Annotated in this window: 25 protein-coding genes and 1 tRNA gene; 20 read left to right on the top strand and 6 right to left on the bottom strand. The window is 70.0% G+C overall.

Annotated elements, in window-relative coordinates; all coding sequences use genetic code 11:
- Window positions 1–82: 82 nt before the first annotated feature.
- The 7 genes from F0U44_RS10330 to F0U44_RS10300 are packed head-to-tail and all read left to right on the top strand — an operon-like array spanning window position 83 to window position 5,763.
- Complete coding sequence (locus tag F0U44_RS10330) at window positions 83–1,774, top strand: sensor histidine kinase (RefSeq protein WP_223163639.1); 1,692 nt, start codon at window positions 83–85, stop codon at window positions 1,772–1,774.
- Window positions 1,771–2,463 (top strand): response regulator, encoded by a 693-nt coding sequence (locus F0U44_RS10325; protein WP_149728205.1) that lies wholly within the window; start codon window positions 1,771–1,773, stop codon window positions 2,461–2,463. Before F0U44_RS10330 ends, F0U44_RS10325 begins: the two co-directional genes overlap by 4 nt.
- Window positions 2,460–3,047: a sugar O-acetyltransferase gene (locus F0U44_RS10320; protein WP_246160412.1), complete on the top strand. Its 588-nt coding sequence runs from the start codon at window positions 2,460–2,462 to the stop codon at window positions 3,045–3,047. Before F0U44_RS10325 ends, F0U44_RS10320 begins: the two co-directional genes overlap by 4 nt.
- Window positions 3,048–3,058: 11 nt before the next feature.
- The gene (locus F0U44_RS10315) at window positions 3,059–4,018 is read left to right on the top strand and encodes an acyl-CoA desaturase (protein WP_149728204.1); all 960 of its coding nucleotides are present in this window, start codon (window positions 3,059–3,061) and stop codon (window positions 4,016–4,018) included.
- Between the two features lie 43 nt (window positions 4,019–4,061).
- A complete protein-coding gene (locus F0U44_RS10310) occupies window positions 4,062–4,502 on the top strand; it encodes a M67 family metallopeptidase (RefSeq protein WP_149728203.1) in 441 nt (146 codons plus the stop codon).
- A gap of 2 nt (window positions 4,503–4,504) precedes the next feature.
- Window positions 4,505–4,810, top strand: coding sequence for a MoaD family protein (locus F0U44_RS10305; RefSeq protein WP_149728202.1), 306 nt, complete (start codon window positions 4,505–4,507; stop codon window positions 4,808–4,810).
- A gap of 5 nt (window positions 4,811–4,815) precedes the next feature.
- A complete protein-coding gene (locus F0U44_RS10300) occupies window positions 4,816–5,763 on the top strand; it encodes a PLP-dependent cysteine synthase family protein (RefSeq protein WP_149729000.1) in 948 nt (315 codons plus the stop codon).
- 78 nt (window positions 5,764–5,841) lie between these two features.
- Here F0U44_RS10300 and F0U44_RS10295 read toward each other — a convergent pair whose 3' ends face one another.
- Window positions 5,842–7,194 (bottom strand): HNH endonuclease signature motif containing protein, encoded by a 1,353-nt coding sequence (locus F0U44_RS10295; RefSeq protein WP_149728201.1) that lies wholly within the window; start codon window positions 7,192–7,194, stop codon window positions 5,842–5,844.
- A 215-nt stretch (window positions 7,195–7,409) separates the two neighbouring features.
- On the bottom strand, window positions 7,410–8,453 hold the full coding sequence (locus F0U44_RS10290; protein ID WP_188113415.1) for an alkaline phosphatase family protein: 1,044 nt from the start codon (window positions 8,451–8,453) through the stop codon (window positions 7,410–7,412).
- 78 nt (window positions 8,454–8,531) lie between these two features.
- Between F0U44_RS10290 and murI the strand changes: the two genes are divergently transcribed.
- The 6 genes from murI to rdgB all read left to right on the top strand — a co-directional run bounded on the left by murI (window position 8,532) and on the right by rdgB (window position 13,272).
- Window positions 8,532–9,362 carry a glutamate racemase gene (gene murI, locus F0U44_RS10285; protein ID WP_149728199.1) on the top strand — a complete coding sequence of 277 codons (831 nt, stop codon included), beginning with the start codon at window positions 8,532–8,534 and terminating at the stop codon, window positions 9,360–9,362.
- Window positions 9,359–10,156, top strand: a complete 798-nt coding sequence (locus F0U44_RS10280; RefSeq protein ID WP_246160411.1) for an MBL fold metallo-hydrolase — start codon at window positions 9,359–9,361, stop codon at window positions 10,154–10,156. The genes murI and F0U44_RS10280 overlap by 4 nt, the downstream gene beginning before the upstream one ends.
- A 70-nt stretch (window positions 10,157–10,226) precedes the next feature.
- A complete protein-coding gene (locus F0U44_RS10275) occupies window positions 10,227–11,132 on the top strand; it encodes an ABC transporter ATP-binding protein (RefSeq protein WP_149728198.1) in 906 nt (301 codons plus the stop codon).
- Window positions 11,129–11,935: an ABC transporter permease gene (locus F0U44_RS10270; protein ID WP_149728197.1), complete on the top strand. Its 807-nt coding sequence runs from the start codon at window positions 11,129–11,131 to the stop codon at window positions 11,933–11,935. The genes F0U44_RS10275 and F0U44_RS10270 overlap by 4 nt, the downstream gene beginning before the upstream one ends.
- 30 nt (window positions 11,936–11,965) lie before the next feature.
- Complete coding sequence (gene rph, locus F0U44_RS10265) at window positions 11,966–12,673, top strand: ribonuclease PH (protein ID WP_149728196.1); 708 nt, start codon at window positions 11,966–11,968, stop codon at window positions 12,671–12,673.
- Entirely contained in the window at window positions 12,670–13,272 is a 603-nt protein-coding gene (gene rdgB, locus F0U44_RS10260; RefSeq protein WP_281292628.1) for an RdgB/HAM1 family non-canonical purine NTP pyrophosphatase, read from the top strand. The genes rph and rdgB overlap by 4 nt, the downstream gene beginning before the upstream one ends.
- A 7-nt stretch (window positions 13,273–13,279) precedes the next feature.
- Here the strand turns inward: rdgB and F0U44_RS10255 are convergent.
- The 3 genes from F0U44_RS10255 to bcp all read right to left on the bottom strand — a co-directional run bounded on the left by F0U44_RS10255 (window position 13,280) and on the right by bcp (window position 15,191).
- Window positions 13,280–13,363: transfer RNA gene (locus tag F0U44_RS10255), tRNA-Leu, on the bottom strand.
- 31 nt (window positions 13,364–13,394) lie between these two features.
- Window positions 13,395–14,672: a hypothetical protein gene (locus F0U44_RS10250; RefSeq protein WP_149728195.1), complete on the bottom strand. Its 1,278-nt coding sequence runs from the start codon at window positions 14,670–14,672 to the stop codon at window positions 13,395–13,397.
- Window positions 14,673–14,708: 36 nt separating this feature from the next.
- Window positions 14,709–15,191, bottom strand: coding sequence for a thioredoxin-dependent thiol peroxidase (gene bcp, locus F0U44_RS10245; RefSeq protein WP_149728194.1), 483 nt, complete (start codon window positions 15,189–15,191; stop codon window positions 14,709–14,711).
- 62 nt (window positions 15,192–15,253) lie between these two features.
- Here bcp and F0U44_RS10240 point away from each other — a divergent pair, with 62 nt between their 5' ends.
- The 7 genes from F0U44_RS10240 to F0U44_RS10210 all read left to right on the top strand — a co-directional run bounded on the left by F0U44_RS10240 (window position 15,254) and on the right by F0U44_RS10210 (window position 21,904).
- A complete protein-coding gene (locus F0U44_RS10240) occupies window positions 15,254–16,372 on the top strand; it encodes a HoxN/HupN/NixA family nickel/cobalt transporter (RefSeq protein WP_246160410.1) in 1,119 nt (372 codons plus the stop codon).
- Window positions 16,369–16,614, top strand: coding sequence for a DUF3618 domain-containing protein (locus F0U44_RS10235; protein WP_149728193.1), 246 nt, complete (start codon window positions 16,369–16,371; stop codon window positions 16,612–16,614). The genes F0U44_RS10240 and F0U44_RS10235 overlap by 4 nt, the downstream gene beginning before the upstream one ends.
- Window positions 16,611–16,943 (top strand): GroES family chaperonin, encoded by a 333-nt coding sequence (locus F0U44_RS10230; protein ID WP_149728192.1) that lies wholly within the window; start codon window positions 16,611–16,613, stop codon window positions 16,941–16,943. The genes F0U44_RS10235 and F0U44_RS10230 overlap by 4 nt, the downstream gene beginning before the upstream one ends.
- Before the next feature lie 53 nt (window positions 16,944–16,996).
- The gene (locus tag F0U44_RS10225; protein WP_149728191.1) at window positions 16,997–19,417 is read left to right on the top strand and encodes a penicillin acylase family protein; all 2,421 of its coding nucleotides are present in this window, start codon (window positions 16,997–16,999) and stop codon (window positions 19,415–19,417) included.
- A gap of 84 nt (window positions 19,418–19,501) precedes the next feature.
- Window positions 19,502–20,461 carry a helix-turn-helix transcriptional regulator gene (locus F0U44_RS10220; RefSeq protein WP_149728190.1) on the top strand — a complete coding sequence of 320 codons (960 nt, stop codon included), beginning with the start codon at window positions 19,502–19,504 and terminating at the stop codon, window positions 20,459–20,461.
- 2 nt (window positions 20,462–20,463) lie between these two features.
- Window positions 20,464–21,453 (top strand): WYL domain-containing protein, encoded by a 990-nt coding sequence (locus F0U44_RS10215; RefSeq protein WP_149728189.1) that lies wholly within the window; start codon window positions 20,464–20,466, stop codon window positions 21,451–21,453.
- 19 nt (window positions 21,454–21,472) lie between these two features.
- Window positions 21,473–21,904, top strand: coding sequence for a limonene-1,2-epoxide hydrolase family protein (locus F0U44_RS10210; RefSeq protein WP_149728188.1), 432 nt, complete (start codon window positions 21,473–21,475; stop codon window positions 21,902–21,904).
- Here F0U44_RS10210 and F0U44_RS10205 read toward each other — a convergent pair.
- Window positions 21,870–23,180: a TIGR04338 family metallohydrolase gene (locus F0U44_RS10205; RefSeq protein WP_149728187.1), complete on the bottom strand. Its 1,311-nt coding sequence runs from the start codon at window positions 23,178–23,180 to the stop codon at window positions 21,870–21,872. The genes F0U44_RS10210 and F0U44_RS10205 overlap by 35 nt on opposite strands.
- Window positions 23,181–23,223 lie beyond the last annotated feature (43 nt).

The following is a 23,223-nucleotide window of genomic DNA, read 5'->3' as shown; positions in this document are numbered from 1 at the left end:
GCGTGACGGGCGTCACGTTCGATCCGTGCCAGCATGTCTGCGAGCTGTGGCGGCCGTCACTCTTGCGAACGCAAAGGAGGTTGTGGACGTTGTGGTCACGCTGGCCTCTCGGTTGTTGAGCCTGTCGAAACACCGATGGCGTCGCGGCGAGCTCACGCTGGCGGGCAAGGTGCTGGTGCTGCAGCTCGTCGTGATCGCGCTGCTGCTCGTGTCGGTCGGCTTCTTGAGCGTCCGCCAGTCCAACAGCGACTTCGCCGACGAGCACGGCACGCAGATGCGGTCGGTGGCTGAGTACGTCGCCACGCTGCCCGTCGTCCGCCGCGCCCTGGTCCGCGTGGAGAACGGCAAGGACTCACCGGAGGGCTTGGCCCGGGCCCTCGCCCCGTCGGCCGATCGAGGGGCGAGCCTGTCGAGCGCGACCGACGTCATGATCGTGACGCCGGACCGCGTGGTTGTGGCCGCGACGGATCCCAGTCGCGTCGGTGGCCGGGCGGCGCTCGGCGACAGTGACGCGTTGGACGGTGTCGGCTGGACCGGCGACGTCGAGACCGGCGGTGACCGGTCGGTGACGGGCCACGCGCCGATCATCGCCGAGGACGGCACGCTGCTCGGGATCGTGGCGGCCGAGGAGACCTATCCCTCGGTCGCCGACCAGGTCGTGGGCGCTGCTCCGGACCTCGCGCTCTTCCTCGGTCTGGGAGCACTGCTGGGGCTGGCCGGCACCTGGGGCGTCGCGCGGATGGTGCGACGCAGCACGCGCGGCCTCGGCACCACAGAGCTCGCGCACCTCGCCGACCATCGCGAAGCGCTCCTCCACGCGATCCGCGAGGGCGTCGTCGGCGTCGGGACCGACGGTCGGGTGACCGCGATGAACGATGCCGCGCGCACCACCCTCGGCCTCGACGCCGGTCCGGAGCCCGTCGGTCGACCGGTCGCCGACCTCGGCCTCGACCCGCACGTGGTGGCGCTGCTGACGGGTGAGGGCGCGGAGGTCCGCGACGCGGTCGCCCTGGTCGGCACGCGCGTCGTCGTCTTCAACCGCGGCGATGCCTCCTCCGACGGCCGCGGCATCGGCACGGTGACCACCCTGCGCGACCGCACCGAGCTGGTCTCGCTGCAGAGCCAGCTCAGCTCCAACCTCTCCATCACCGACACCCTCCGTGCGCAGACCCACGAGTTCGACAACCGGCTCCACACGATCTCGGGGCTGGTCCAGCTCGGTGAGTACGACGAGGTGGCCGCCCTCGTCGGCACCCTCACCCGGCACCGGGCCGAGATCGCGCAACACGTGTCGAAGCGGCTGCACGACCCGGCCGTGGCTGCGCTGGTCATCGCCAAGCACGCGGTCGCCGAGGAGCGCGGGGTGACGCTCGAGCTCGACCCGGGGTCCCGGCTCCCGGACCTCGCCGCCGACGAGGTCGCCGACCTGACGACCGTCCTCGGCAACCTGGTCGACAACGCGGTCGACGCGTGCGCCGGCGTCGACGACTCGCTCGTGGAGCTGTGGGTGCTGGAGGACCACGACGTCGTGCGGGTGCGGGTCCGCGACAACGGCCCGGGAGTGCCCGACGACCAACGGGAGGCGGTCTTCGTGCGGGGCTACTCGTCCAAGCCCGAGGTGCTCGGAGGTCGCGGGCTCGGCCTGCCCCTGGTCCGGCTGATCTGCTCCCAGCGCGGCGGCGAGGTCACGCTCCAGGCAGCCGACACCGGTGGTGCCGAGCTCCTGGTGACCTTCCCCCTGGATATCGCTGTCGGGAAGGATGACCGACCGTGATCCGGGTGCTCATCGTCGACGACGACTTCATGGTGGCGCGGATCCACACGGCGTTCGTGGAGCGCACCGCCGGCTTCGAGGTCGCGGGCACGGCGCGCACCGGCGGCGAGGCGCTCGACCTGGTGGCCTCGCTCGATCCCGACATCGTGCTGCTCGACGTGCACCTGCCCGACCTGTCCGGGCTCGAGGTGCTGGAGCGGCTGCGGGCCCGGGGCAGCGGCGTGGCGGTGGTGATGGTCACGGCCGAGCGCGGCGCGGCCGCGGTCCGGGCAGCCCTCCACGGCGGCGCGATGCAGTACCTCGTCAAGCCCTTCGAAGCCGACGACCTGGCCGACCGGCTGCGCCAGGTCGCTGCAGCTCTGGCCAGCCTCCCGGCCGATGACGGCGAGGTCCCCGTCGACCAGGCCGCGATCGATCACGCCTTCGGGGCCGGACGGGCCTCGGTCGACGTACCGGTCGTGCTCCCGAAGGGGCTCAGCCCCGAGACCGCCGACCTGGTGCTGGCCGCGGCTCGCCAGGCGGGGGAGATCTCCGCATCGGAGGCTGCCGAGGCCGTCGGGCTGTCGCGAGTGACCGCGCGGCGCTACCTCGAGCACTTCGTCGACACCGGCGCCGCCGAGGTGCGGCTGCGCTACGGCGGCACCGGCCGGCCCGAACGTCGCTACCGGGTGGCAGGCTCGACCAGATGACGGACGAGCACAGGGACGAGCGCATGGACGAGCGCAGCATGAAGGAGCGGATGCTCGCCGGTGACCCCTACATCACCGACGAGGAGATCGCCGCCGACCAGGTCCGGGCCCAGCGACTGATGGCCGCCTACAACTCGTCCTCGGCCGAGGACCCCGGCCTGCGCAGACAGATCCTCGAGGAGTTGCTGGATGAGGTGGGGGAGGAGACCGAGATCCGGCCGCCCTTCCACGTCGACTACGGCGACCGGATCAGGGTCGGGGCGCGGGTCTTCGCCAACTACGGCCTCACCGCCCTCGACGTCGCGACGATCACCATCGGCGACGACGTGCAGATCGGGCCGCACGTCCAGCTCCTCACCCCCACCCACCCGCTCGAGCCCGGACCTCGGCGCGACAAGTGGGAAGGGGCCTTGCCGATCACCATCGGCGACAACGTCTGGCTCGGTGGAGGCATCATCGTGCTCCCCGGCGTGACCATCGGAGCCGACACGGTGGTGGGCGCCGGATCGGTCGTCACCAAGGATTTACCTGCCCGTGTTCTCGCGGTCGGCAACCCGGCGAAAGTGGTCCGTTCGCTCGATTAGGCTGGACCCCGATGAGCGCGACAGACCACGCAGACCAGCCGGCCCCGGTGGCAGAGCGAGTGACCCTCGGTGAGGACGTCCAGTCCCTCCGGGAGCGCATCGCGCTCGGCTCCTTCATCGCGGTGCCGTTCATCGCCTTCCTGGCGGCCATCCCGGTCGCGTGGGGCGGGTGGCTGGGCTGGCACGACGTGGTCATCACGTTCCTGATGTACGGCCTGACCCTGCACGGGATCACCGTCGGCTACCACCGCCTCTTCACCCACAAGTCGTTCAAGCCCAACCGGGTCGTCAAGAACGTCCTCGCGGTGCTCGGCTCGATGGCGATCGAGGGGCCCGTGATCCGCTGGGTCGCCGACCACCGCAAGCACCACAAGTTCTCCGACCGCGACGGCGACCCGCACTCGCCCTGGCGCTACGGCACCTCGCTGCGTGGCTTGACCAAGGGCTTCTTCTGGGCCCACATGGGCTGGCTCTTCGACTCCGAGCAGACCAACATCGAGCAATACGCACCCGACCTCGCCAAGGACCGCGACCTGGTGCGCATCTCGCGGATGTTCTGGATGTGGGTGCTCGTCTCGATCCTGCTGCCCCCGCTCGCCGGTTTCCTCCTCACCTGGTCGTGGCAGGGCGCGCTCACCTCGTTCTTCTGGGGCACCGTGGTCCGCATCGGGCTCCTCCACCACGTCACCTGGTCGATCAACTCGATCTGCCACGTCGTCGGCGAGCGTCCGTTCCGGTCCCGCGACAAGTCCGGCAACGTCTGGTGGCTCGCGATCCCGTCCGGCGGCGAGTCGTGGCACAACCTCCACCACGCCGACCCGACGAGCGCCCGCCACGGCGTGAAGCGCTTCCAGTTCGACACCTCGGCGCGGATCATCTGGATCCTCGAGAAGTTCGGTTGGGTGCGCGACGTGAGGTGGCCCACGCGGGAGCGTCTCCAGGCCAAGTCGGTCGTCAAGTCCGTCGCCTGACCTCGATTCAGGGCAGCAGGCTCCGACGCCCTAATCTGGTGGGGTGCTGACCATCGACCAGGCGACCTTCGACGCCATCGTCGCCCACGCCAAGCGGGACCACCCCGTGGAGGCGTGCGGCATCGTCGCGGGTCCCGAGGGCAGCGACCGGGCCGAGCGGTTCGTCGAGATGGTCAACGCTGCCGGCAGCCCGACGTTCTACGAATACGACTCCACCGACCTGCTGGCGCTCTACAAGGAGATGGACCAGCGCGACGAGGAGCCGGTCGTCATCTACCACTCCCACACGGCGACCGAGGCCTATCCGAGCGTCACCGACATCAACCTCGCGAGCGAGCCCGGGGCGCACTACGTGCTCGTCAGCACACGCGAGCACGGGAATAACGACGGCCCTGTGGAGTTCAGGTCCTATCGAATCGTCGACGCTGTCGTGACCGAGGAAGAGGTCACGATCGTCCCCACTCTCACGAGGAGCGAGTCCTAGCCATGGCCATCGAGGTCCGGATCCCCACCATCCTGCGCAGCTACACCGGCGGCGAGAAGGCCGTCTCCGCGGACGGTGCGAGCCTCAGTGCGCTCATCGACTCGCTCGAGGCCGACCACCCCGGCATCAAGGAACGGCTCATCGAGGACGGCGACCTGCGCCGCTTCGTCAACATCTACATCAACGACGAGGACGTCCGGTTCCTCGGCGGCCTCGAGGCCGAGCTGAGCGACGGCGACCAGGTCGTCGTACTGCCTGCAGTCGCCGGCGGAGCCGGCAATCGAGTAGAGCGGGCGGCTTCCTTCTAATCATGGTGCGCTACGACAACCTGCTCGCCTCGGTCGGCAACACGCCGCTCGTGGGGTTGCCGCAGCTCTCCCCGTCTCCGGACGTGCGGCTCTGGGCCAAGCTCGAGGACCGCAACCCCACCGGCTCGATCAAGGACCGGCCGGCGCTGCGGATGGTCGAAGAGGCGGAGAAGGAAGGCCTGCTCCGCCCTGGCTGCACGATCCTTGAGCCGACCTCGGGCAACACCGGGATCTCGATCGCGATGGCGGCCAAGCTCAAGGGCTACCGCTGCGTCTTCGTGATGCCCGAGAACACCAGCGAGGAGCGCCGGCAGATCCTGCGGATGTGGGGCGCCGAGATCGTCTCCTCGCCGGCGGCCGGCGGTTCCAACGAGGCGGTCCGGGTCGCCAAGCAGATGTCAGCCGAGCACCCCGACTGGGTGATGCTCTATCAATACGGCAACGCTGCCAACGCGCTCGCCCACGAGCAGGGCACCGGTCCGGAGCTCCTCGAGGACCTGCCCTCGATCACCCACTTCGTCGCGGGCCTCGGCACCACCGGCACCCTGATGGGCGTCTCCCGCTTCTTCCGCACCGCCAAGCCCGAGGTCAAGATCGTCGCTGCTGAGCCCCGCTACGGCGAGCTGGTCTACGGCCTGCGCAACCTCGACGAGGGCTTCGTCCCCGAGCTCTACGACGCTTCGCTGATCGACTCCCGCTTCTCCGTGGGCCCACGCGACGCCGTACGACGGGTGCGCGAGCTGCTCGAGCTCGAAGGCATTTTCGCCGGCATTTCCACCGGCGCCATCCTGCACGCCGCGCTCGGCCAGGCCGCCAAGGCGATCAAGGCCGGTGAGTCCGCCGACATCGCGTTCGTCATCGCCGACGGTGGGTGGAAGTACCTCTCCACCGGCGCCTACGAAGGCACGATCGACGAGGCCGAGGACCGCCTCGACGGCCAGCTCTGGGCCTAGCCGCCACTGGTTGAGGTGCGACGGCAGACGCGTGCCGCTGGTTGAGGTGCGAGCGCAGCGAGCCTCGAAACCAAAGGGTCAGTGTTCGGGGAAGCCGGGGTCGGCCCAGGGTGGTTCGTCGTTCGCGGGATATCTGGGGACGGGTGGGTCGAGGGCGTGGGTGCCTTGGGGTCCGACGATGAATCTTCGACCGTTCCGACTGGTCCAGAGGTAGAGGCCGGGTTCGAGAATCTCGTAGACCCAGAACTCGAAAGTCTTCGCGCGGTGATGTCGCCGGCAGAGGGGGACGAGGTTGCAGGGGCAGGTCGGGCCGCCCTTGCCATGGGGCACGACATGGTCGAGGTCGCAGCGTTCGGCACGGCGGGTGCAGTGCGGGGCGCGGCAGTGGTGGTCGCGCATCTCCACGATCAACCGCAGCCGGTCGGGGATCTCGTAGGAGTCGATCGGATGGTGGCCGGCCAGGTCGATCACCGGCCGAACGATGATCTGGGTGCCCTCAGCTGCGGCCCAGGCGCGGATCTGCTCCACGGTGATCGGAGTCTGGGTGTTCTCCAGCCGGGCCACGTTGGCGGGCTCGACGGCGGTGTTGGGAGTGGTGCCGGTGATCGCTGCCTGGGACAGGTGGACCCGCAGCTCGAGGGTGCGGCCCTTCAAGGTCTTCTTGATCTCGCCGGTCTCGGGGTCAGCGATGGAGAGGTCGAGGGAGAGGTCGCCGCGGGCGATCTCACCCAACGCGATGGACCGGCGGACGTCCAACGAGTCGGTGGACCCGGAGAGGCGGAGCTCCTCGGCACGTCGGGCGACGGCTTCTTCCAGGGCGAGGGCGTCGGCGAGGTCGAGGCTGGAGGACTGGCCGACCACCCCGTCGGTGGTCTCTTGGAGGTCGATGGTGCAGTGCCGCCGGTCCGCGGCGTCCTGACGCCGCTCCTCGGCCGCGTCGGGGTCGTACCGGGTGATCGCCTCGGTCACAACGCGGTCGATCTGGGTCCAGGTGCAACCACCCAGGGCGAAGCCGAGGTGGCGGTCCACGAACGCCGCTGCCTCCTCCGACAGCATCCGGGTGCGCTCCGCAACGCGAAGCGCCTTGTAGACCGGCACCTTCCCCGCCAGCACCGCCTTCGTGATCGACGGCAACCGCCAGCCGGTCTCCACGACCTTGCCTACGTACTCCCGCCCCGAGTCCAGAGACCGCTCCAACGTCGCGCACAGCTCCTGCAGCGCGAACTCCGACACCAGAGGTGCACCCGGACCGGCGATCGGCATCCCGGTGTCGATGTAGGAATCCCGGATCGTCGCCGCACCCGCCGGATCAGTCACGACGTTGGCATCGGCCCAGGCGATCAGGTTGGAGAACTCCGCGACCTCACCGCGACGCCGCGACACGACGCCATCGGCGAGGTCGTCGAGGAGCTGGGTGGTCGTCCGGTTCATGTTCCATATTCAACACGAAGCCTCCGACATTACCCCTCGACCGGCCTCAGGGCTGTGGAGAAGGCCCTGGGCGCCTCGCGGCGTCTCGATACGTCCTCGCCTAGCGGCTCGGACTACTCGGCGAACCAGGGGCCCGGTCTACTCGACGAACCTGGGGCGGGTGCGGGGCTTTGGTTTCGAGGCTCGCTGCGCTCGCACCTCAACCAGCGGTTGGGTCAGTTGGTCCAGGTCAGCGACTGGTCGGCTCCCCAGAGGCTGCCGGGGACAGCGCTGAGGCCGAGCAGGTGGGCGCTGAGGTTGGCCAGGTCGCCGTTGCGGATCGGCTGGGTGCCCTCAAACTCGATCCGCTCCTCGCCGGGGTCGGCGTAGGTCGGGTTCATCTCGTAGAGGTCGCCCTTGTCGACACCGGGACCCCAGACGACGAACGGGATCCGGTAGTTCTCGAGGTTGGTCGGCACCGAGTGGCCGCGCGCGCCGGGCTCGCCACCGTGGTCGGCCGTCAGCACGATCACGACGTCGTGGAGCTTGGCGTGGTCGCGGATCGCCTTGAGGAGGATGCCGATCTGCGCGTCGATGAGGCGTCCGGCCTTGAGGTAGGTCCTGCTCAGCCAGCCCTTGGCGTGGCCGGCCTCGTCGAGCGCGCCGAGGTGGATGAAGGTGAACGCGCGGTCGTTGCGCAGCAGGTCGCGCCGTGCGGCGACGGTGACGTCGTGGTCGCGGTCCTGGAGGATCGTCGACCGGTCGACGGCATCGGGCCACGAGGCCTTGAAGAGCGAGAACTTCGACTCCGTCGCGAAGAGCGCGGTGCTCCCGCCGGCGGCGTCGACCTGGGTGAAGATCGAGTCGACGTCCCCACCCGCGGCCTCCTGGATGGTGTCGGGGCGGATGGGCTTGTCGTCGTTCCACACGACGCCGTGGCCGCCCTCGGCCGCGTCGATCCGGCGCCCGGTCAGCTGGCTGGTGTGGTTGGGCAGCGTCACCGTCATCTCGACCTGGCTCCGCGCGTTGCGGGTGCTCGCGCCGGTGCGGAAGAGCTTCGTCAGGTTCGGGGCACCGGTGCGTCCGAGCTTCTTGAGCAGCCGCGGGTTGAAGCCGTCGAGCGAGATCGCCAGCACCTGCCGCTCGGCCCCCAGTCGGGAGGCCGTGTCGGGCGGCGGTGCGGCGTCGGACGGGGCGGAGACGGGGGAGAGGGACACCGAGAGGGCAACGCCGGCCGTCAAGACGGCGAGTCGGCGACCCCGAGAGCGGGAGGCAGTCACGGCGGGCACGCTACAGGCGCGGGGTGACCTCCGTCGCCATTCGGAGGCGAAACGCGGACGAACCAATAGGCTGCGTGCGTGCCACCGCTGACCACCCGCGACCCTGAGGAGCTGGACGCGCCGATCGGCATCTTCGACTCGGGTTTCGGCGGCCTCACCGTGGCTCGGTCGGTGATCGACCAACTGCCGCACGAGTCGTTGCTCTACGTCGGCGACACGGCGCGCCAGCCCTACGGTCCGAAGCCGATCGGCGAGGTCCGCGAGTATGCCCTCGAGTGCCTCGACCACCTCGTCGACCAGGGCGTGAAGGCCCTGGTCATCGCCTGCAACTCCGCGAGTGCCGCGATGCTGCGCGACGCGCGGGAGAGGTACGACGTCCCGGTGGTCGAGGTGATCCTGCCCGCGGCGCGCCGGGCGGTGGCCGCGACCAAGAACGGGCGCATCGGCGTCATCTGCACGCGCTCGACCGCGGAGTCGAAGGCCTACGACGACGCGCTCCACGTCGCGCCGCACATCCAGCTCTCCACCCAGGCGTGTCCGCGGTTCGTCGACTTCGTCGAGGCCGGCATCACGGGGGGCGACGAGCTGCTCGCGGTCGCACACGAGTACCTCGATCCGCTGTCCGAGATCGGCGTCGACACGCTGATCCTGGGCTGCACCCACTACCCGCTGCTCACGGGTGTCATCTCCTACGTCATGGGCGACAACGTCAACCTCGTGAGCAGTGCCGAGGAGTGCGCCAAGGACGTCTACCGGATGCTTGCCGACACGGGTCTGATGCGGGCGAGCGGGGTGCCGTCGTACTCCTTCGTCACGACCGGGTCGCCCGCTGAGTTTGAAACGATTGGGCGACGATTTCTCGGTCCGGAGCTCGCAGATGCTGACCAGTTCGTCGGAGGGCTGGCATGATTCCCAAGATGGGGACGACGTCGTTCCGGATGACGGTGGTCGGGTGCTCGGGTTCTTACCCGGGGCCGGACTCACCCGCGAGCTGCTACCTGGTGCAGGCCGAGCACGCTGGGCGCACCTGGAGCCTGGTCGTCGACCTCGGCAACGGTGCTCTCGGGGCCTTGCAGCGCTACGTCGATCCGCTCGAGGTCGACGCCGTCTTGCTGAGCCACCTCCACGCGGACCACTGCGTCGACATGACCAGCTACTACGTGCTGCGGAAATATCACCCGCACGGCACCCAGCCGCAGATCCCCGTATGGGGTCCGAGCAACACCGACGTCCGGCTCGCCCACGCCTACGACCTCCCGATCAACACCGGGATGCGCGAGGAGTTCGAGTTCCACGTCTTCGACGCGCCGTTCGTGGTGGGCCCCTTCGAGATCGAGCCCTACTCGGTCGACCACCCGGTCGAGGCCTACGGGATGCGGATCTCGGCCGATACCGACGAGCACGGTCGTCGAACTCTTGCCTACAGCGGCGACACCGGCGTGACGCCGGCACTGCTCGACATCGCCCACGAGGCCGACCTGTTCCTCTGTGAGGCGTCCTTCCGCGACGGCGACGACAACCCGCCGAGCCTCCACCTGACCGGCGCCGAGTGCGGCGAGGCCGCCGCCAAGAGCCGGGTGAAGCGGCTGGTGATCACCCACATCCCGCCGTGGCACGACGCGCAGCGGATGTTGACGGAGTCGCTCGGCACCTTCGACGGCCCGACCGAGCTCGCTGTCCAGGGCGCTGTCTACGCCATCTGATCCGCGGCTGATCGCAGAGTGAAGGCACCACCTGCGCCGGTTGTTTCACCTGATCGGGCAGGCTGTCGCCATGATCTCGGTTGATCACCTCACCAAGACCTACGGCCAGTTCCGCGCCGTGGACGATGTCAGCTTCGCCTGTCAGCCGGGCACGGTGACCGGATTCCTCGGTCCCAACGGCGCGGGGAAGACCACCACCATGCGCGTGATGGTCGGCCTGACGCCCGCGACCAGCGGTCGGGTCACGATCGGGGGCCTGGACTACGCGTCGATCCCCAACCCCGGCCGCCACGTCGGCGTACTGCTCGACGCGTCGGCGCAGCACGGTGGACGCACCGGTCGCGAGATCCTCGCGCTCGGCGCGCTGGCGATGGGCCTCCCGTCGCGTCGCGTCGAGGAGATGCTCGCCCTGGTCGGACTCACCGAGGACGAGTCGAAGCGCCGGCTGCGCAACTACTCGCTCGGCATGAAGCAGCGGCTCGGCATCGCGCACGCGCTGCTCGGCGACCCGTCGGTGCTGATCCTCGACGAACCGGCCAACGGACTCGACCCGGCGGGCATCCGGTGGATGCGCGGGTTGCTGAAGGGGTACGCCGACCGCGGCGGCACCGTCCTGCTCTCCAGCCACCTGCTCAACGAGGTCGAGCTGATCGCCGACGAGATGATCCTCATCGGCCAGGGTCGGATCGTCGCCCAGGGTGACAAGAAGAGCTTGCTGGCCGGGGCACAGGGTGCCGCCACGTCGCTGGTGACCTCGCTCGACAACGCCGGCCTCGCGGCCGCGCTGCAGCAGCGCGGACACGCCGTCGAGGCGATGGGCGAAGGGCTGCGGGTCAACGTCGCCACCGAGGAGGTCGGCCGCGCTGCGCTCGCCGCCGGCGTCGTACTCACCGATCTGCGCTCCGGTGGGGTCGGCCTCGAGGACCTCTTCCTCGAGCTCACCTCAGCCACGGCACGTGAAGGAGTCCACCAGTGACCACCGCGACCCCCGCCCCGATGCTCAACGTCGCCGCGACCGCGCCCATCCCGTTCTGGCGACTGGTGCTCGTCGAGTTCCGCAAGTCCTACAACACGCGTGCGGGCTTCTGGCTGCTCTTCACGATCGGCCTGCTCATCACGCTGCTTCAGGTCGTGCAGCTCTTCGCGTTCCTCGCCCAGGACTACTTCACGACGTTCACCGACTTCACCGGCAACGTGTGGCTGGTCTCGCTCGTACTGGTCCCGATGCTGCCGATCCTGCTCGTGACGACCGAGTGGACCCAGCGCACCGCCGTGGTCACCTTCGCGATCGAGCCCCGCCGGGTGCGCGTCATCCTCGCCAAGCTCGCGGTCGCCGTGCTGCTCGCGATCGCGGTCGTCGTGCTGATGCTCGTCGTCGCGGCCGCCTGCACCCTGGTCGCCGACGTATTGAAGCCCGACCTCACCGAGTGGTCGGTGGACACCACCTTCGTCTTCGCCGGCGCGCCGCTGACGATCCTCACGACGACCGTCTTCGGCTTCGCGGTCGCCTGCTTGCTGCTCAACACGCCGGCGGCGATCGTGCTGTTCCTGATCACCTGGTACGCCTCCATCGGCATCTTCGCCGCGATCGCGGCGCTCATCCCGCCGTTCGAGGACCTGCTGCCCTGGATCACCCTGCAGATCAACGTGCTGACCCTCGCCGACGGTCTGCCGAGTGCGGCCGACGACTGGGCCCACCTGGTGGTGAGCCTCGCGCTGTGGATCGGGCTGCCGCTGGCACTCGGCATGGGGCGGATCCTGCGGGCCGAGGTGAAGTAGCGGGGGAGCGGCTGACTAGGCTCGTCGCTCATGAGCACCCGTGAGGACGGTCGCGCCGACGACGAGCTGCGCCCCATCAAGATCACCCGCAACTGGCTCGACCACCCGGCGGGGTCGGTGCTGATCGAGTTCGGCAAGACCCGCGTGCTGTGCGCGGCGTCGGCCTCCGAGGGTGTGCCGCGGTGGCGCAAGGGCAGCGGGCTGGGCTGGGTGACGGCTGAATACGCGATGCTCCCGGCCTCGACCAACACCCGGTCGGACCGCGAGTCCGTCAAGGGCCGCATCGGCGGCCGCACCCACGAGATCAGCCGGTTGATCGGCCGCTCGCTGCGTGCCGTGATCGACTACAAGGCGCTCGGAGAGAACACGATCCAGCTCGACTGCGACGTGCTCCAGGCCGACGGCGGCACCCGCACCGCCGCGATCACTGGCGCCTACATCGCCCTCGCCGACGCCTGCGCCCACCTCGGCGTCAGCAACGCGCTCACCGGCTCGGTCGCCGCGATCAGCGTCGGCATCATCGACGGCGTCCCGCGCCTCGACCTGCCCTACGTCGAGGACGTCCGCGCCGAGACCGACATGAACGTCGTCATGACCGGCACCGGCTCCTTCGTCGAGGTCCAGGGCACCGCCGAGGGGGCAGCGTTCTCGCGCGCCGAGCTCGACGCGCTCCTCGGTCTGGCTGAGAAGGGCTGCGCCGACCTGACGCGCCTTCAGCTGGAGGCCCTCGGCTCGTGAGGGTGCTCGTCGCGTCGCGCAACGCTAAGAAGCTCGCGGAGATGCGGCGCATCCTCGCCGAGCACATGACGACCGTGGAGGTCGTCGGGCTCGACGACGTCGAGGCCTACGACGAGCCGGTCGAGGACCAGCCGACCTTCGAGGGCAACGCGCTCCTCAAGGCCCGTGCCGGCGTCGAGGTCACCGGCCTGCCGACGCTCGCCGACGACTCGGGCCTCTGCGTCGACGCCCTCAACGGGATGCCCGGCGTGCTCTCAGCCCGCTGGAGCGGTCCTCCGAAGTCTGATGACCGCAACAACGAGCTGCTGCTCGCGCAGCTGGCCGACGTGCCCGACGAGCGTCGTGCGGCGTACTTCACCTGTGCTGTCGCCCTCGTGCTCCCCGACGGGACGACGCGGGTGGTCAACGGCCGCATGGACGGCCGGATCATCCGCGAGGTGCGGGGGAGCGGCGGCTTCGGCTACGACGTGCTCTTCGAGGCCGACGACCGGCCCGGGGTGACCACGGCCGAACTCACGGCCGACGTGAAGGACGAGATCTCCCACCGCGGCAAGGCGCTGCGCGAGATCGCCCCGGTCGTCGCCGACCTGCTGCGCTGACTGTTACTGGTGCCGGAGGCGGGAGTCGAACCCGCACGCCCTGGGGCACAGGTTCCTAAGACCTGCGTGTCTGCCATTCCACCACTCCGGCTAGAGCAGGCCCATCATCCCAGGACGGTGTGTCACTCGTCCCAGTGCCACGTGTCCAGGATGTCGTAGAAGACGTCCTTGAACCCGTCGTCGCCCTGGCGGAAGCTCGCGGTGATGGAGTACTGGTTGTCGCCCGAGACGACGAGGTAGGCGACCTGGTGGACGTCGAAGTTGTTGTCGTTGGTCCACTTGAGCTCGACGCCGACTGCGGGCTTGCCGTCGATGTCCATGCTGCCGATGTCGGTCGGCGTGGCGTTGGTGGATCCGGTGAGGACGGTCTTCCACTCACTGGTGAGCTCGTTGACGTCGGTCTGGCCGTAGGCGGAGGACTCCTCGACGAGGACGTTGCCGCGTGCGTTGCTGATCGAGGAACCCGGCGCGGCGATCGAGTCGATCGTGCCGGTGGTGTCCTGGGTGTCGGCGGTGATGTCGCGCCAGTCGCTGTTGGGGAACTGGTAGGTGTAGCCGTCGCCGTCGAGGGTGAGCGCCGGGTCGATGGTGGGCGTGGTGGTGTCGCTCGAGCCGCCGTCGGTCGCTGTGGTCGTGTCGTCGGACGACGGATCGTCGTCGCCGCCACCGGACAGCGCGATGATCCCGACGATCGCGACGACACCGAACAAGATGATCGCCACGATCGCGCCGATGATCAGGCCGGAGCCGGCCTTCTTCGGGGCAGGAGTGCCGTAGCCGGGGGTCGCTGTGTAAGCGAAGGGGCCGGTGCCGCCGGGTGGGGTGCCGTAGGACCCCGACTGCGGCTGGAGGGACGGCGCCAGTGGAGCCTGGTAGCTGGCGGCAGGCTGGCTGGGGGCCGGCCACTGCTGGGCGGGCGACTGCTGAGCTGACTGCTGGGCCGGCGGGTGGGCCGGGGGCAGGGTCTGGCCCGGTGGCGCGATGCTCGTGGCGTCGTCGTCGTCGTAGGCGGGGCGCGGGGCCGTGCTGCGGGGTGGTTCGCGGGTGTAGGCGTCGGGACGCAGTCGCGTGGCGAGGCTGACCGGGACCTTGCCGAGGGCGTAGCCCAGCACGGCGCAGGCCCATTGGGAGCCGGCGATGTCGGCGCTACCGCGGTCGCGGGAGAGGCGCTGCCCGGCGGACTCGACGGCATCGTCGACACTCGCGCCGCTGTCGAGCATCGTGAGCATGCCCTGCAGCGCCCCGAGCCGCACGGCGTCGGTCAGCAGGTTGATGGTGCCGGTCGACGCACTGCCCTCGTCGAGGTAGTCGTCGAGCGCTCCGCGGAAGGCGTCGGCGTCCGAGAAGAGCGACTCACCGTGGTCCCGCGCCAGCTCGGCGAGACTCTCGTGCAGCTCCATCCGTGTCCCTTCGTCCTGCTCGTCGATCGCGCGCCGTCAGGCGATCCCGAGGTCCTTGCGCAGCTTGGCGACGTGTCCGGTCGCCTTCACGTTGTATTGCGCGACCTCAATCTTGCCGTCGGCACCAACGACGAACGTCGAGCGGATCACGCCCTGCACGAGTTTGCCGTACAGCTTCTTCTCCCCATAAGCCCCGTAGGCCTCGTGGACGGCCAGCTCGGGGTCGGAGAGCAGCGTGATCGTGAGCCCGTCACGCTCGCGGAACTTCGCGAGCTTCGACGGGGCGTCCTTGGAGATGCCGAGCACCGTGAAGCCCGCCGCCTGGAGGGAGTCGAGGGAGTCGGTGAAGTCGCAGGCCTGCTTCGTGCAGCCGGGCGTCATCGCGGCGGGGTAGAAGTAGACGATGACCTTCTTGCCGTCCTCGAGGAGCTCGTAGAGGTTGACCTCGCCCTCGGAGTCGGTCGCCAGGGTGAAGTCGGGGGCGGCATCGCCGGCAGTGAGTCGGGTGGCGTCAGGCACGCGCGTGCTCCTCGGTTTGAGATCGAGTTGTTATTGCAAGTGACTCGCAATAAGTTGTTCTTGTGCTCTCCCATCACATCACCCCGGACGCCACGGCCGTGCAACCGCCCGGCGGCCACGCGGGCGACCGGCGGGCACTGGTGGGACTGCTGGGCGCCGTACTCGGTCTCAACGTCGTCGGGTGGGGCGTGCTCCTGCTGGTCGTGGCACCCCAGGACCTCCAGCTCGGCGACTCGCGGGTGTTCGGGGTCGGCGTGGGCCTCACCGCGTTCCTGCTCGGCGCCCGTCACGCGTTCGACGCCGACCACATCGCGATCATCGACAACACGACGCGCAAGCTCGTCGGCGAGGGCACCCGCTCGCTCGGCACCGGTTTCTGGTTTGCACTCGGCCACTCCAGCGTCGTCTTCGGGCTCTCGCTCCTGCTCGCGATCGGGGTGCGCGCCGTCGCCGACCCGGTCCAGGACGACGGCTCGGCGCTGCAGCAGTCGCTCGGCATGGTCGGGTCGCTCGCGGCCGGCACGTTCCTCATCCTGATCGGGCTGATGAACATCAGTGCCCTGGTCGGCATCCTCCACGTCTACCGCCACCTCAAGGCCGGGACCTTCGACGAGGAGAAGCTCCACCACCACCTCCACAACCGGGGCTTCTTCGCCCGGCTCTTCAAGGGCGCGATCTCGCGGGTCACCAAGCCGATCCACCTCTATCCGGTGGGCCTGCTGATGGGCCTCGGGTTCGACACCGCCACCCAGGTCGCGCTCCTGGTGCTCGCCGGCGGCACTGCCGCCTATGCATTGCCCTGGTATGCCGTGCTCGTCCTCCCGGTGCTCTTCACGGCCGGCATGACGCTCTTCGACACGATCGACGGCCTGTTCATGACCCGGGCCTACCGCTGGGCGGTGCTCGACCCGGCGCGCAAGCTCTTCTACAACTTCAGCGTGACCGCTCTCTCCGTGGCGATCGCACTGTCGATCGGGTCGATCGTGCTGCTCCAGCTGATCGCCGAGGAGTTCGACCCGTCCTCGCTGCGCTGGGCCGCTCAGCTCGACCTCAACTACGTCGGATTCGTGCTCGTCGGCGTCTTCGTCCTGGCCTGGGTCGCGAGCATCGGCGCCTTCCAGGTGTTCGGCAGGCGGCGGGCCGTGGCAGCCGTTCCCGGCATTGATAGCCTGCCCGGGTGAGCACCCCGTCTGACATCGAGCGCGAGATCGAAGAGGCCCGCGAGCGCCTCGCCGGCACGATCGACCAGCTGCTCTACCGGTCCAGCCCGAAGACGATCGTGAGCCGCGAGCTCGCCGCCGTGAAGGCGCACTACATCGACGCCGAGACCGGCGAGCCGCGCACCGACAACATCGCCAAGACCGCGGGCATCGCGGTCGGTGTCGTCGCGCTGTTCGTCGTCATCCGCAAGATCGTCCGATGACCAAGGGGTCGGACAAGACCCCGATCAAGATGCTCCACGACCGCATCCTGTGCGAGTCGGAGACCGAGGCGGGCGAGCGCCGCTCCTCGGGCGGGATCGTCATCCCGGCTACGGCCGCGATGGGTGCGCGCCGGCTGTCCTGGTCGAAGGTCGTCGCGGTCGGCCCGCACGCCCGCTCGATCGTGATCGGCGACAAGGTGCTCTACGACCCGGAGGACAAGGCCGAGGTCGAGGTCTCGGGCGAGGTCTACGTCGTCATGCGCGAGCGTGACGTGCACGCCGTCGCCGCGGGCCGCCTCGGCGACGAGGCCGCTGGCCTGTACTTGTAGGACATTTGACCTCCAAGGCGTAACGCACGTCACACCGGCACGGTTAGCCAGCCATGGGACGTGTGCCTCTGACTGTTGCTGCCCTCCTCGTGGTCCCGCTCCTGGCGACGACCGCGCCTGCCGACGCGGGCCCGGCGCCACGTCCGTCCCAGGCGGCGGCCGACCCGTCGGCGTACGACGCGACGGTCCGGATCACCGAGCACGGGATCCCGCACATCACCGCTGACGACTGGGGCTCGCTCGGCTACGGCAGCGGCTACGCGGTCGCCGCGTCCTCGATCTGCAACCTCGCCGACACGCTGCTGACCGCGCGCGGCCAGCGGTCGAAGTACCTCGGCCCTGATGCGCGTTACGACGACCGGGTCTCGATGCGCGCGTCCAACCTCGAGGTCGACGCGTTGGTGACCGACCTCCGCAACCGCCACGTGGTCGAGGACCTGCTCGCCTCGCCAGCCGGCCCGTCGGCCCGGGCCAAGGAGATGGTCGAGGGCTACGTCGCCGGCATCAACCGGTGGATCACCGACAACACGATCACCGACCCGGCCTGTGCCGGCGCGGAGTGGATCACGCCGACGGCGACCACCACCGACCTCTGGTACGGCGTCTATCTGGCCAACCTGCTGGCCTCCACGGGCGTCTTCGTTAGCGACATCGTCGGCGCCGACCCGGCCACCCTCGACGACCCCGGCCTGCCGGTCTCCCTGCCCGACCTGCCGACCAACAACACCGAGGCACGGAGCTACGCGCAGAAGGTCGACCGGGATGCGCTGCTGGCCGAGCTCGGCCAGGACAGCGACTTCGGTTCCAACGCCACCGCGATCGGCGGCGACGACAGCTCGACCCAGCGCGGCCTGCTCCTCGGCAACCCGCACTTCCCGTGGGCGGGTCGCTACAAGTTCAGCCAGCAGCACCTGACGATCCCCGGTGAGTACGACGTCGCCGGCGCCTCGCTGATCGGCTCGCCGGTCGTCAACATCGGCTGGAACAAGGACGTGGCCTGGAGCCACACGGTGTCGACGGCCTACCGCTTCACGCCGTACGAGTACCCGACGCCCGGCCCCGGCAGCACCTACCTGTCGGCCAACGGCATCCGGAAGCAGGCCGAGCACCGCTTCGTCGACGTCGAGGTCAAGCGGCCGAACGGCTCGATCGAGACGGTGCAGGAGGACCTCTACCGCACGCCCCAGGGCTACGTGACCGACTCCCCGTCGAAGTTCATGGGATGGACGGCGACGAGCTTCTGGGCGATTCGTGACGCCAACGCCGAGCACCTCCGCACGATCGACACGTTCCTCAACATGGGTGAGGCCACCGACGTGCGCGACCTGCTGCGGCGACAAGACCTCGGCGGCGGCATGCCGTGGGTCAACACGACGGCCGCCGACCGCAACGGTGACGTGCTCTACGCCGACCACAGCGTCGTGCCGCACGTGACGAACGGGAAGGTGCAGCGGTGCCTGACCCCGGTCGGCCTGGTGCTCAAGTCGGTCGCCGGTCTGCCCGGCCTCAACGGAGCGCTCGCCGACGGCACCTGCAACTGGGGCACCGACACCGAGGCGCAGCGCCCGGGCATCTTCGGCGACAGCCACCTGCCCGACGTCGTCACCCGCACCTGGGTGATGAACGCCAACGACTCCTTCTGGACGCCCAACGACAAGCTCCGCCTCGAGGGCTACCCGGACATCATCGGCTGCGAGAAGTGCAAGCGCACGATGCGCACCCGGATGGTGCAGCAGTACGTCGTCGACCGGCTCAAGGTCGGCCCGGAGACCCCCGAGACGCTGCGCGGCCACGAGTACGAGAACCGGCTTCGGGCCGCGGAGATCATGCGGGCCGGCGGGAAGCTCGACACGGTCTGCGCGAAGACCGGCGAGACCGCGGCCTGCGCCGTGCTGAAGGCCTGGGACGGGCACTCGGACATCGACTCGGTCGGCACCCACCTCTTCGAGGCGTTCGTGACCCGAGCGCCGAAGGGAACGGGCCTCTGGGCCGTGCCCTTCAGGCCGGCCGACCCGCTCAACACCCCGCGGACCATGAAGACCGGGCCGAAGGTGGTCGACGCGATGCAGGCGGCGATCGATGCCGTGCGCAACGCCGGCGTCGCGTTCGACGCACCCTGGGGCACGCTCCAGGTCGCCGGTGACCGCGGCGCGGCGCCCTTCCCGCTCGGCGGCGGCGAGGGTGATCTCGCGGGCAACGCCAACGCGCTCGCGTCGCGCAGCGCCACGACCAACACCGACCACTACAAGCCGATCACCTACGGCTCGTCGCACATCCAGGCGGTGTCCTACCTGGCCGACGGCAGCGTCTTGCCGATGACGATCCTGACCTACAGCCAGTACGAGGACCCGGCGTCCCCGTGGTCCACCGACCAGACCCAGCTGTACTCGCAGGAGCAGTGGGTCCAGTTCCCGTGGACGCCGGCGCAGGTCCAGCAGCAGCTGGTGAGCACGATCGTCCTGACGGGGTCCTGACACTCGGTGGAAACTCGCGCGTCGTGACCGCGGACCCGACAGAATGGGTCCGGCAACGACGTCGACCACCGGGGGAGGGGGATCGTGCCGCCGACCCAGGGGACCCAGGGCATCCCGGGGCGCGACCAGCGTGCCCCGATGGAGCGGCTCGTCCGGATTGCGGCGACCCTGCGTGAGCGCGGCTCCGTCGGCGAGACCGGTGAGCGCCTCGCGGAGATCGCCGGCTTCGACGGTGAGCGCGCGATGGACCAGCTCAAGCGTGACATTCGTTCGCTGACCGACCAGGGCTGGCAGATCGACAACGTCGCTGGACCGGGCGAGCCCTCCCGCTACCGCATGCACACCGTCGACAACCGGCTCCGGGTCCGGCTCACCCCTCCGCAGCAGCGCGCCCTCCAGCGCGCCGTGCTCCTCGCCGACCGTGACGACCTGATCGACCGCCTCGGGCTGGGCGAACGCGCAGCCCCCTCTGAAGCCGGCGTCGTGGCCGGCGTCCCCACCGCTGGCCACGACGTCTTCCTCGCCACCGTGCTGCAGGCCGTGCGGCTCGGCAGCGTCCTGCGGTTCAGCTACAAGGGCAGCGCCCGGGTCGTGCACCCCGAGTCGGTGCGCTCGCAGAACGGCACCTGGTACCTCCGCGGCCAGGAGGCCGGAACCGACGGCCTCGTCGGAGCCGACGAGCCGGTGAAGTCGTTCGTCGTCGCCCGGATGAGCGACGTCGCCGCTGATGCACCGCGGACGGCGCGTCCGGTGCCCGCCGCACGCCACCCCGAGCTGCACCCGATGAGCTGGGAGATCGACCCGCCGGTCGACGTGACCCTGCGCACCACCGCCGCCCACCAGCCCGACGTGGTGCGGTGGCTCGGCGAGCCCGCGGCGGTGGAGGTCGATGGTGACGCGGTCACCCTGCGCTACGTCGTCACCCACCGGGCCGCGCTGCGGGCCCGCCTCTACGAGCTCGGTCGGCGCGTGGTGCTGGTCGGTCCCGACGACGTACGTCGTGAGCTCGTCGACGAGCTCCGCGAGCTCTCGGGAGGTCGCTGACCATGGCGACGCCTCGTTACGCCGCCCGCTTCGGCCGTCTGCCGGCCGTCTTCGAAGTGCTCCTCGCCCACCCCAACGGGGTGCCCCTCGCAACGCTCGCCGACGAGATCGGCGTGCCGGCGGGGGAGCTCCGCGAGGACCTGCTCGCCTTCTACACCGCCGATCCGCTCGAGGCCGACCGGATGCTCGGCCTCTGGCGGCCGCCGGTGCTGGAGTTCCTCGGCCCCGACGGTGACGGCGACGTCGACCCGCTCGACGCCGAGGTCGTCCGTGCGGTCAACGACCGGCCGACCGAGGAGCTCGGGGTCGAGTACGTCGACGCCTCCGAGCTCGCCCTCGTCCACACCGCCGCGGTGGCCCTCCACGACGTCGAGCCCGACCCCGATCTGGCGGCGGCCATCGACGTCCTGACCGAGACGATGGTCGGCGCGCCCGGTGGGCATCCCGAGCGCCCGGCGTGGCACGAACCGCTGCGCCCGCTCCAGGAGGCGCAGCGGCAGCGGCGCGCGGTGCGCATCGTCTATTCCCGCACGTGGCAGCACGGCGTCACCCCGCGCGTGATCCACCCCTACCGCCTCGTGCAGACCCGCCGCGGCTGGGAGGTCGACGCCGGTCCGCCCGACTCGGCCGGCCGGCTGCGCACCTTCCTGCTCTCCGGGATCCGCGAGGTCGAGAGCCTCGAGCAGGACTTCGAGCTGCCCGCCGACCTCCCCGCGATGCTGGAGGCCCAGCGTGCGACCACGCCGGTCCGGGTCGTGCTGCCGCACGGGTCGCGGTGGGCCGCCGACATGTACGCCGAGACCGTCACCGTCCTCAGTGCCGACGAGGATGACGTCGCCCTCGAGCTCGAGCTGCTCCCGCCCCTCGCCGACCGGGTCGGCATGCTCCTCCTCGCCGCGGGCAGCGGCGCGTTCGTGACCGAGCCTGCCGAGCTGGCGAGCGCGGGCGCCGTACTGGCGGAAGAGCTGTTGGTCCACCACGGCACTCGCTAGCCGGGGCTATTGTCGGGACATGGGCGCGCCTCCTTCCAGCTACATCACCACGGACTCCGCCACGATCGTGCGGGCGTTCTTCGCCGCACTCGAGGACCGGGCGGTCACCCAGGCGCTGACGCTGACCGACGACCGGTGGGTCTGGCGCAACACCGGGCTGCCGACGGTGCGGGGCAAGCTCGCGGCGCGGGTGCTCAAGGGTCTCGACCGGGACTGGATGGGCTTCAGCGCCGACTTCCACCACATCGTGGGCGACGGTGACGTGGTGCTGACCGAGCGTACGGACTACCTGCGGATCGGTCCGATCGTGATCGACTTCTGGGTGTGCGGGACCTTCGAGGTGGTCGACGGCAAGATCACGCTGTGGGATGACCACTTCAGCTTCGGCAACGTGCTGATGGGCACGTTGCGCGGGCTCACCCGGCCTCGCCGAGTGCCTTCTCGTCGCTGAGTCGCGCCCGGTCGGCGGCGCGGAGTCCTTCCGCTGCGGCGCGCGGGGCCTCGTTGACCTTCGTCCGTCGGTCGGCGGTCCACGTGCCGCGGATGTTGTTGCGGCGCAGCGCCTCGGCGAAGAAGTCGTGGACGTCGACCTCCTTCTGGCGCACGGCGAGGGCGGTCTCGTTGGAGCGTTCCGGCGTCGCCGGGTCGGCGACGGCACCGGCCGCCGCGAGGGCGGCCTGGCGGGCCTCGTCGAGGCGCTCCCCGATGCGCCAGGCGTAGGCCTCGTAGAACGCGAGACGCGCGGTGATGGTCGCGACCGGCCGCACCACCCAGCGGCGCCTCGACGCGTCCCAGACCTCTTGCTCGTCGCGCGAACCTGAGCGGAGGTGGCGCTCGCAGTCGGCGACCATCTGGACGAGGAGCGACTCGTAGATGGCCTTGGTCACGGCGATGTCGGAGGGGAACCCGTGCAGGGTCAGCGCCGTCGAGTCGTGGCTGATCGTGCAGCGGAGGTCGTTGGCGTGCGCGATGTTGAGGAGCAGTCGGACGTAGCGCGCCAGGCCCTTCTTGCCGCGGTCGCCGATCCGGTAGTTCTCGGCGACCGGCTGCTCGCGACCCTCCTCCTTGGCGGTGTGGGCGCGCGCCACCGCGAGGGCGACAGAGTGTCGCGTGGCCAGCGCTTGGGCCTTGGAGAGGAACGCGGCACGTTCGTGCTCGTTGCTCGCGCGCTCGGCCTGGCGCAGCAGCTTCGCGAGCTTGGCGAGGGTGCCGTCGTCGACCGAGTGGGCGACCTGCTCGAGCCCCTCAGCCGCATAGGCGAGCTGGAGCAGCTGGGCGGTCACCGGCAGCCCGGCGTCCTCGAGGAGGCGCAGGAAGGTGGCCCGGAAGGCCGGCGTGTGCTCGCCCTCGCCCGAGAGGTGGTGGGTGAGCTCGTGCAGCACGACGGTCGCCCGCAGAGCCCAGCGACCCCCGACTGCAAAGGGCGGCAGCGCGATCGTGCGGGTCTCGCGCTCGTAGACGGCCATCCGCCGGCCGGCACGGGGACGCACGCTGACGTGCTCCTGCTCGCGGCCGTCGTAGTCCTTCTCGTGGGACCGGAGCCGTCCGAGCACGGTCTCGACGTAGGCCGCGGCTGACTCGGGGTCGGTGAACCGGAGGTCGGGCCCCGGCTCGTAGGTCTGGCCGTCGACGGTCACCGTGGGCTGCTCGGGCGTGGTCGAGTCGAGCCACGCGGCGAGCCGCTCCTCGGCGGCATAGACCGCGCGCCGGTCGGGGTCGTTGGTCATGGCGTCGAGTCTGCCCGGTGGGCCCGACAGTCCGTAGCCGCCG

The sequence above is a fragment of the Nocardioides humilatus genome, from assembly GCF_008373755.1.
Taxonomy (GTDB): Bacteria; Actinomycetota; Actinomycetes; order Propionibacteriales; family Nocardioidaceae; genus Nocardioides; species Nocardioides humilatus.
The sequence above is the reverse complement of the archived record's forward strand: the minus strand, read 5'-3'. Positions and strand labels throughout refer to the sequence as shown.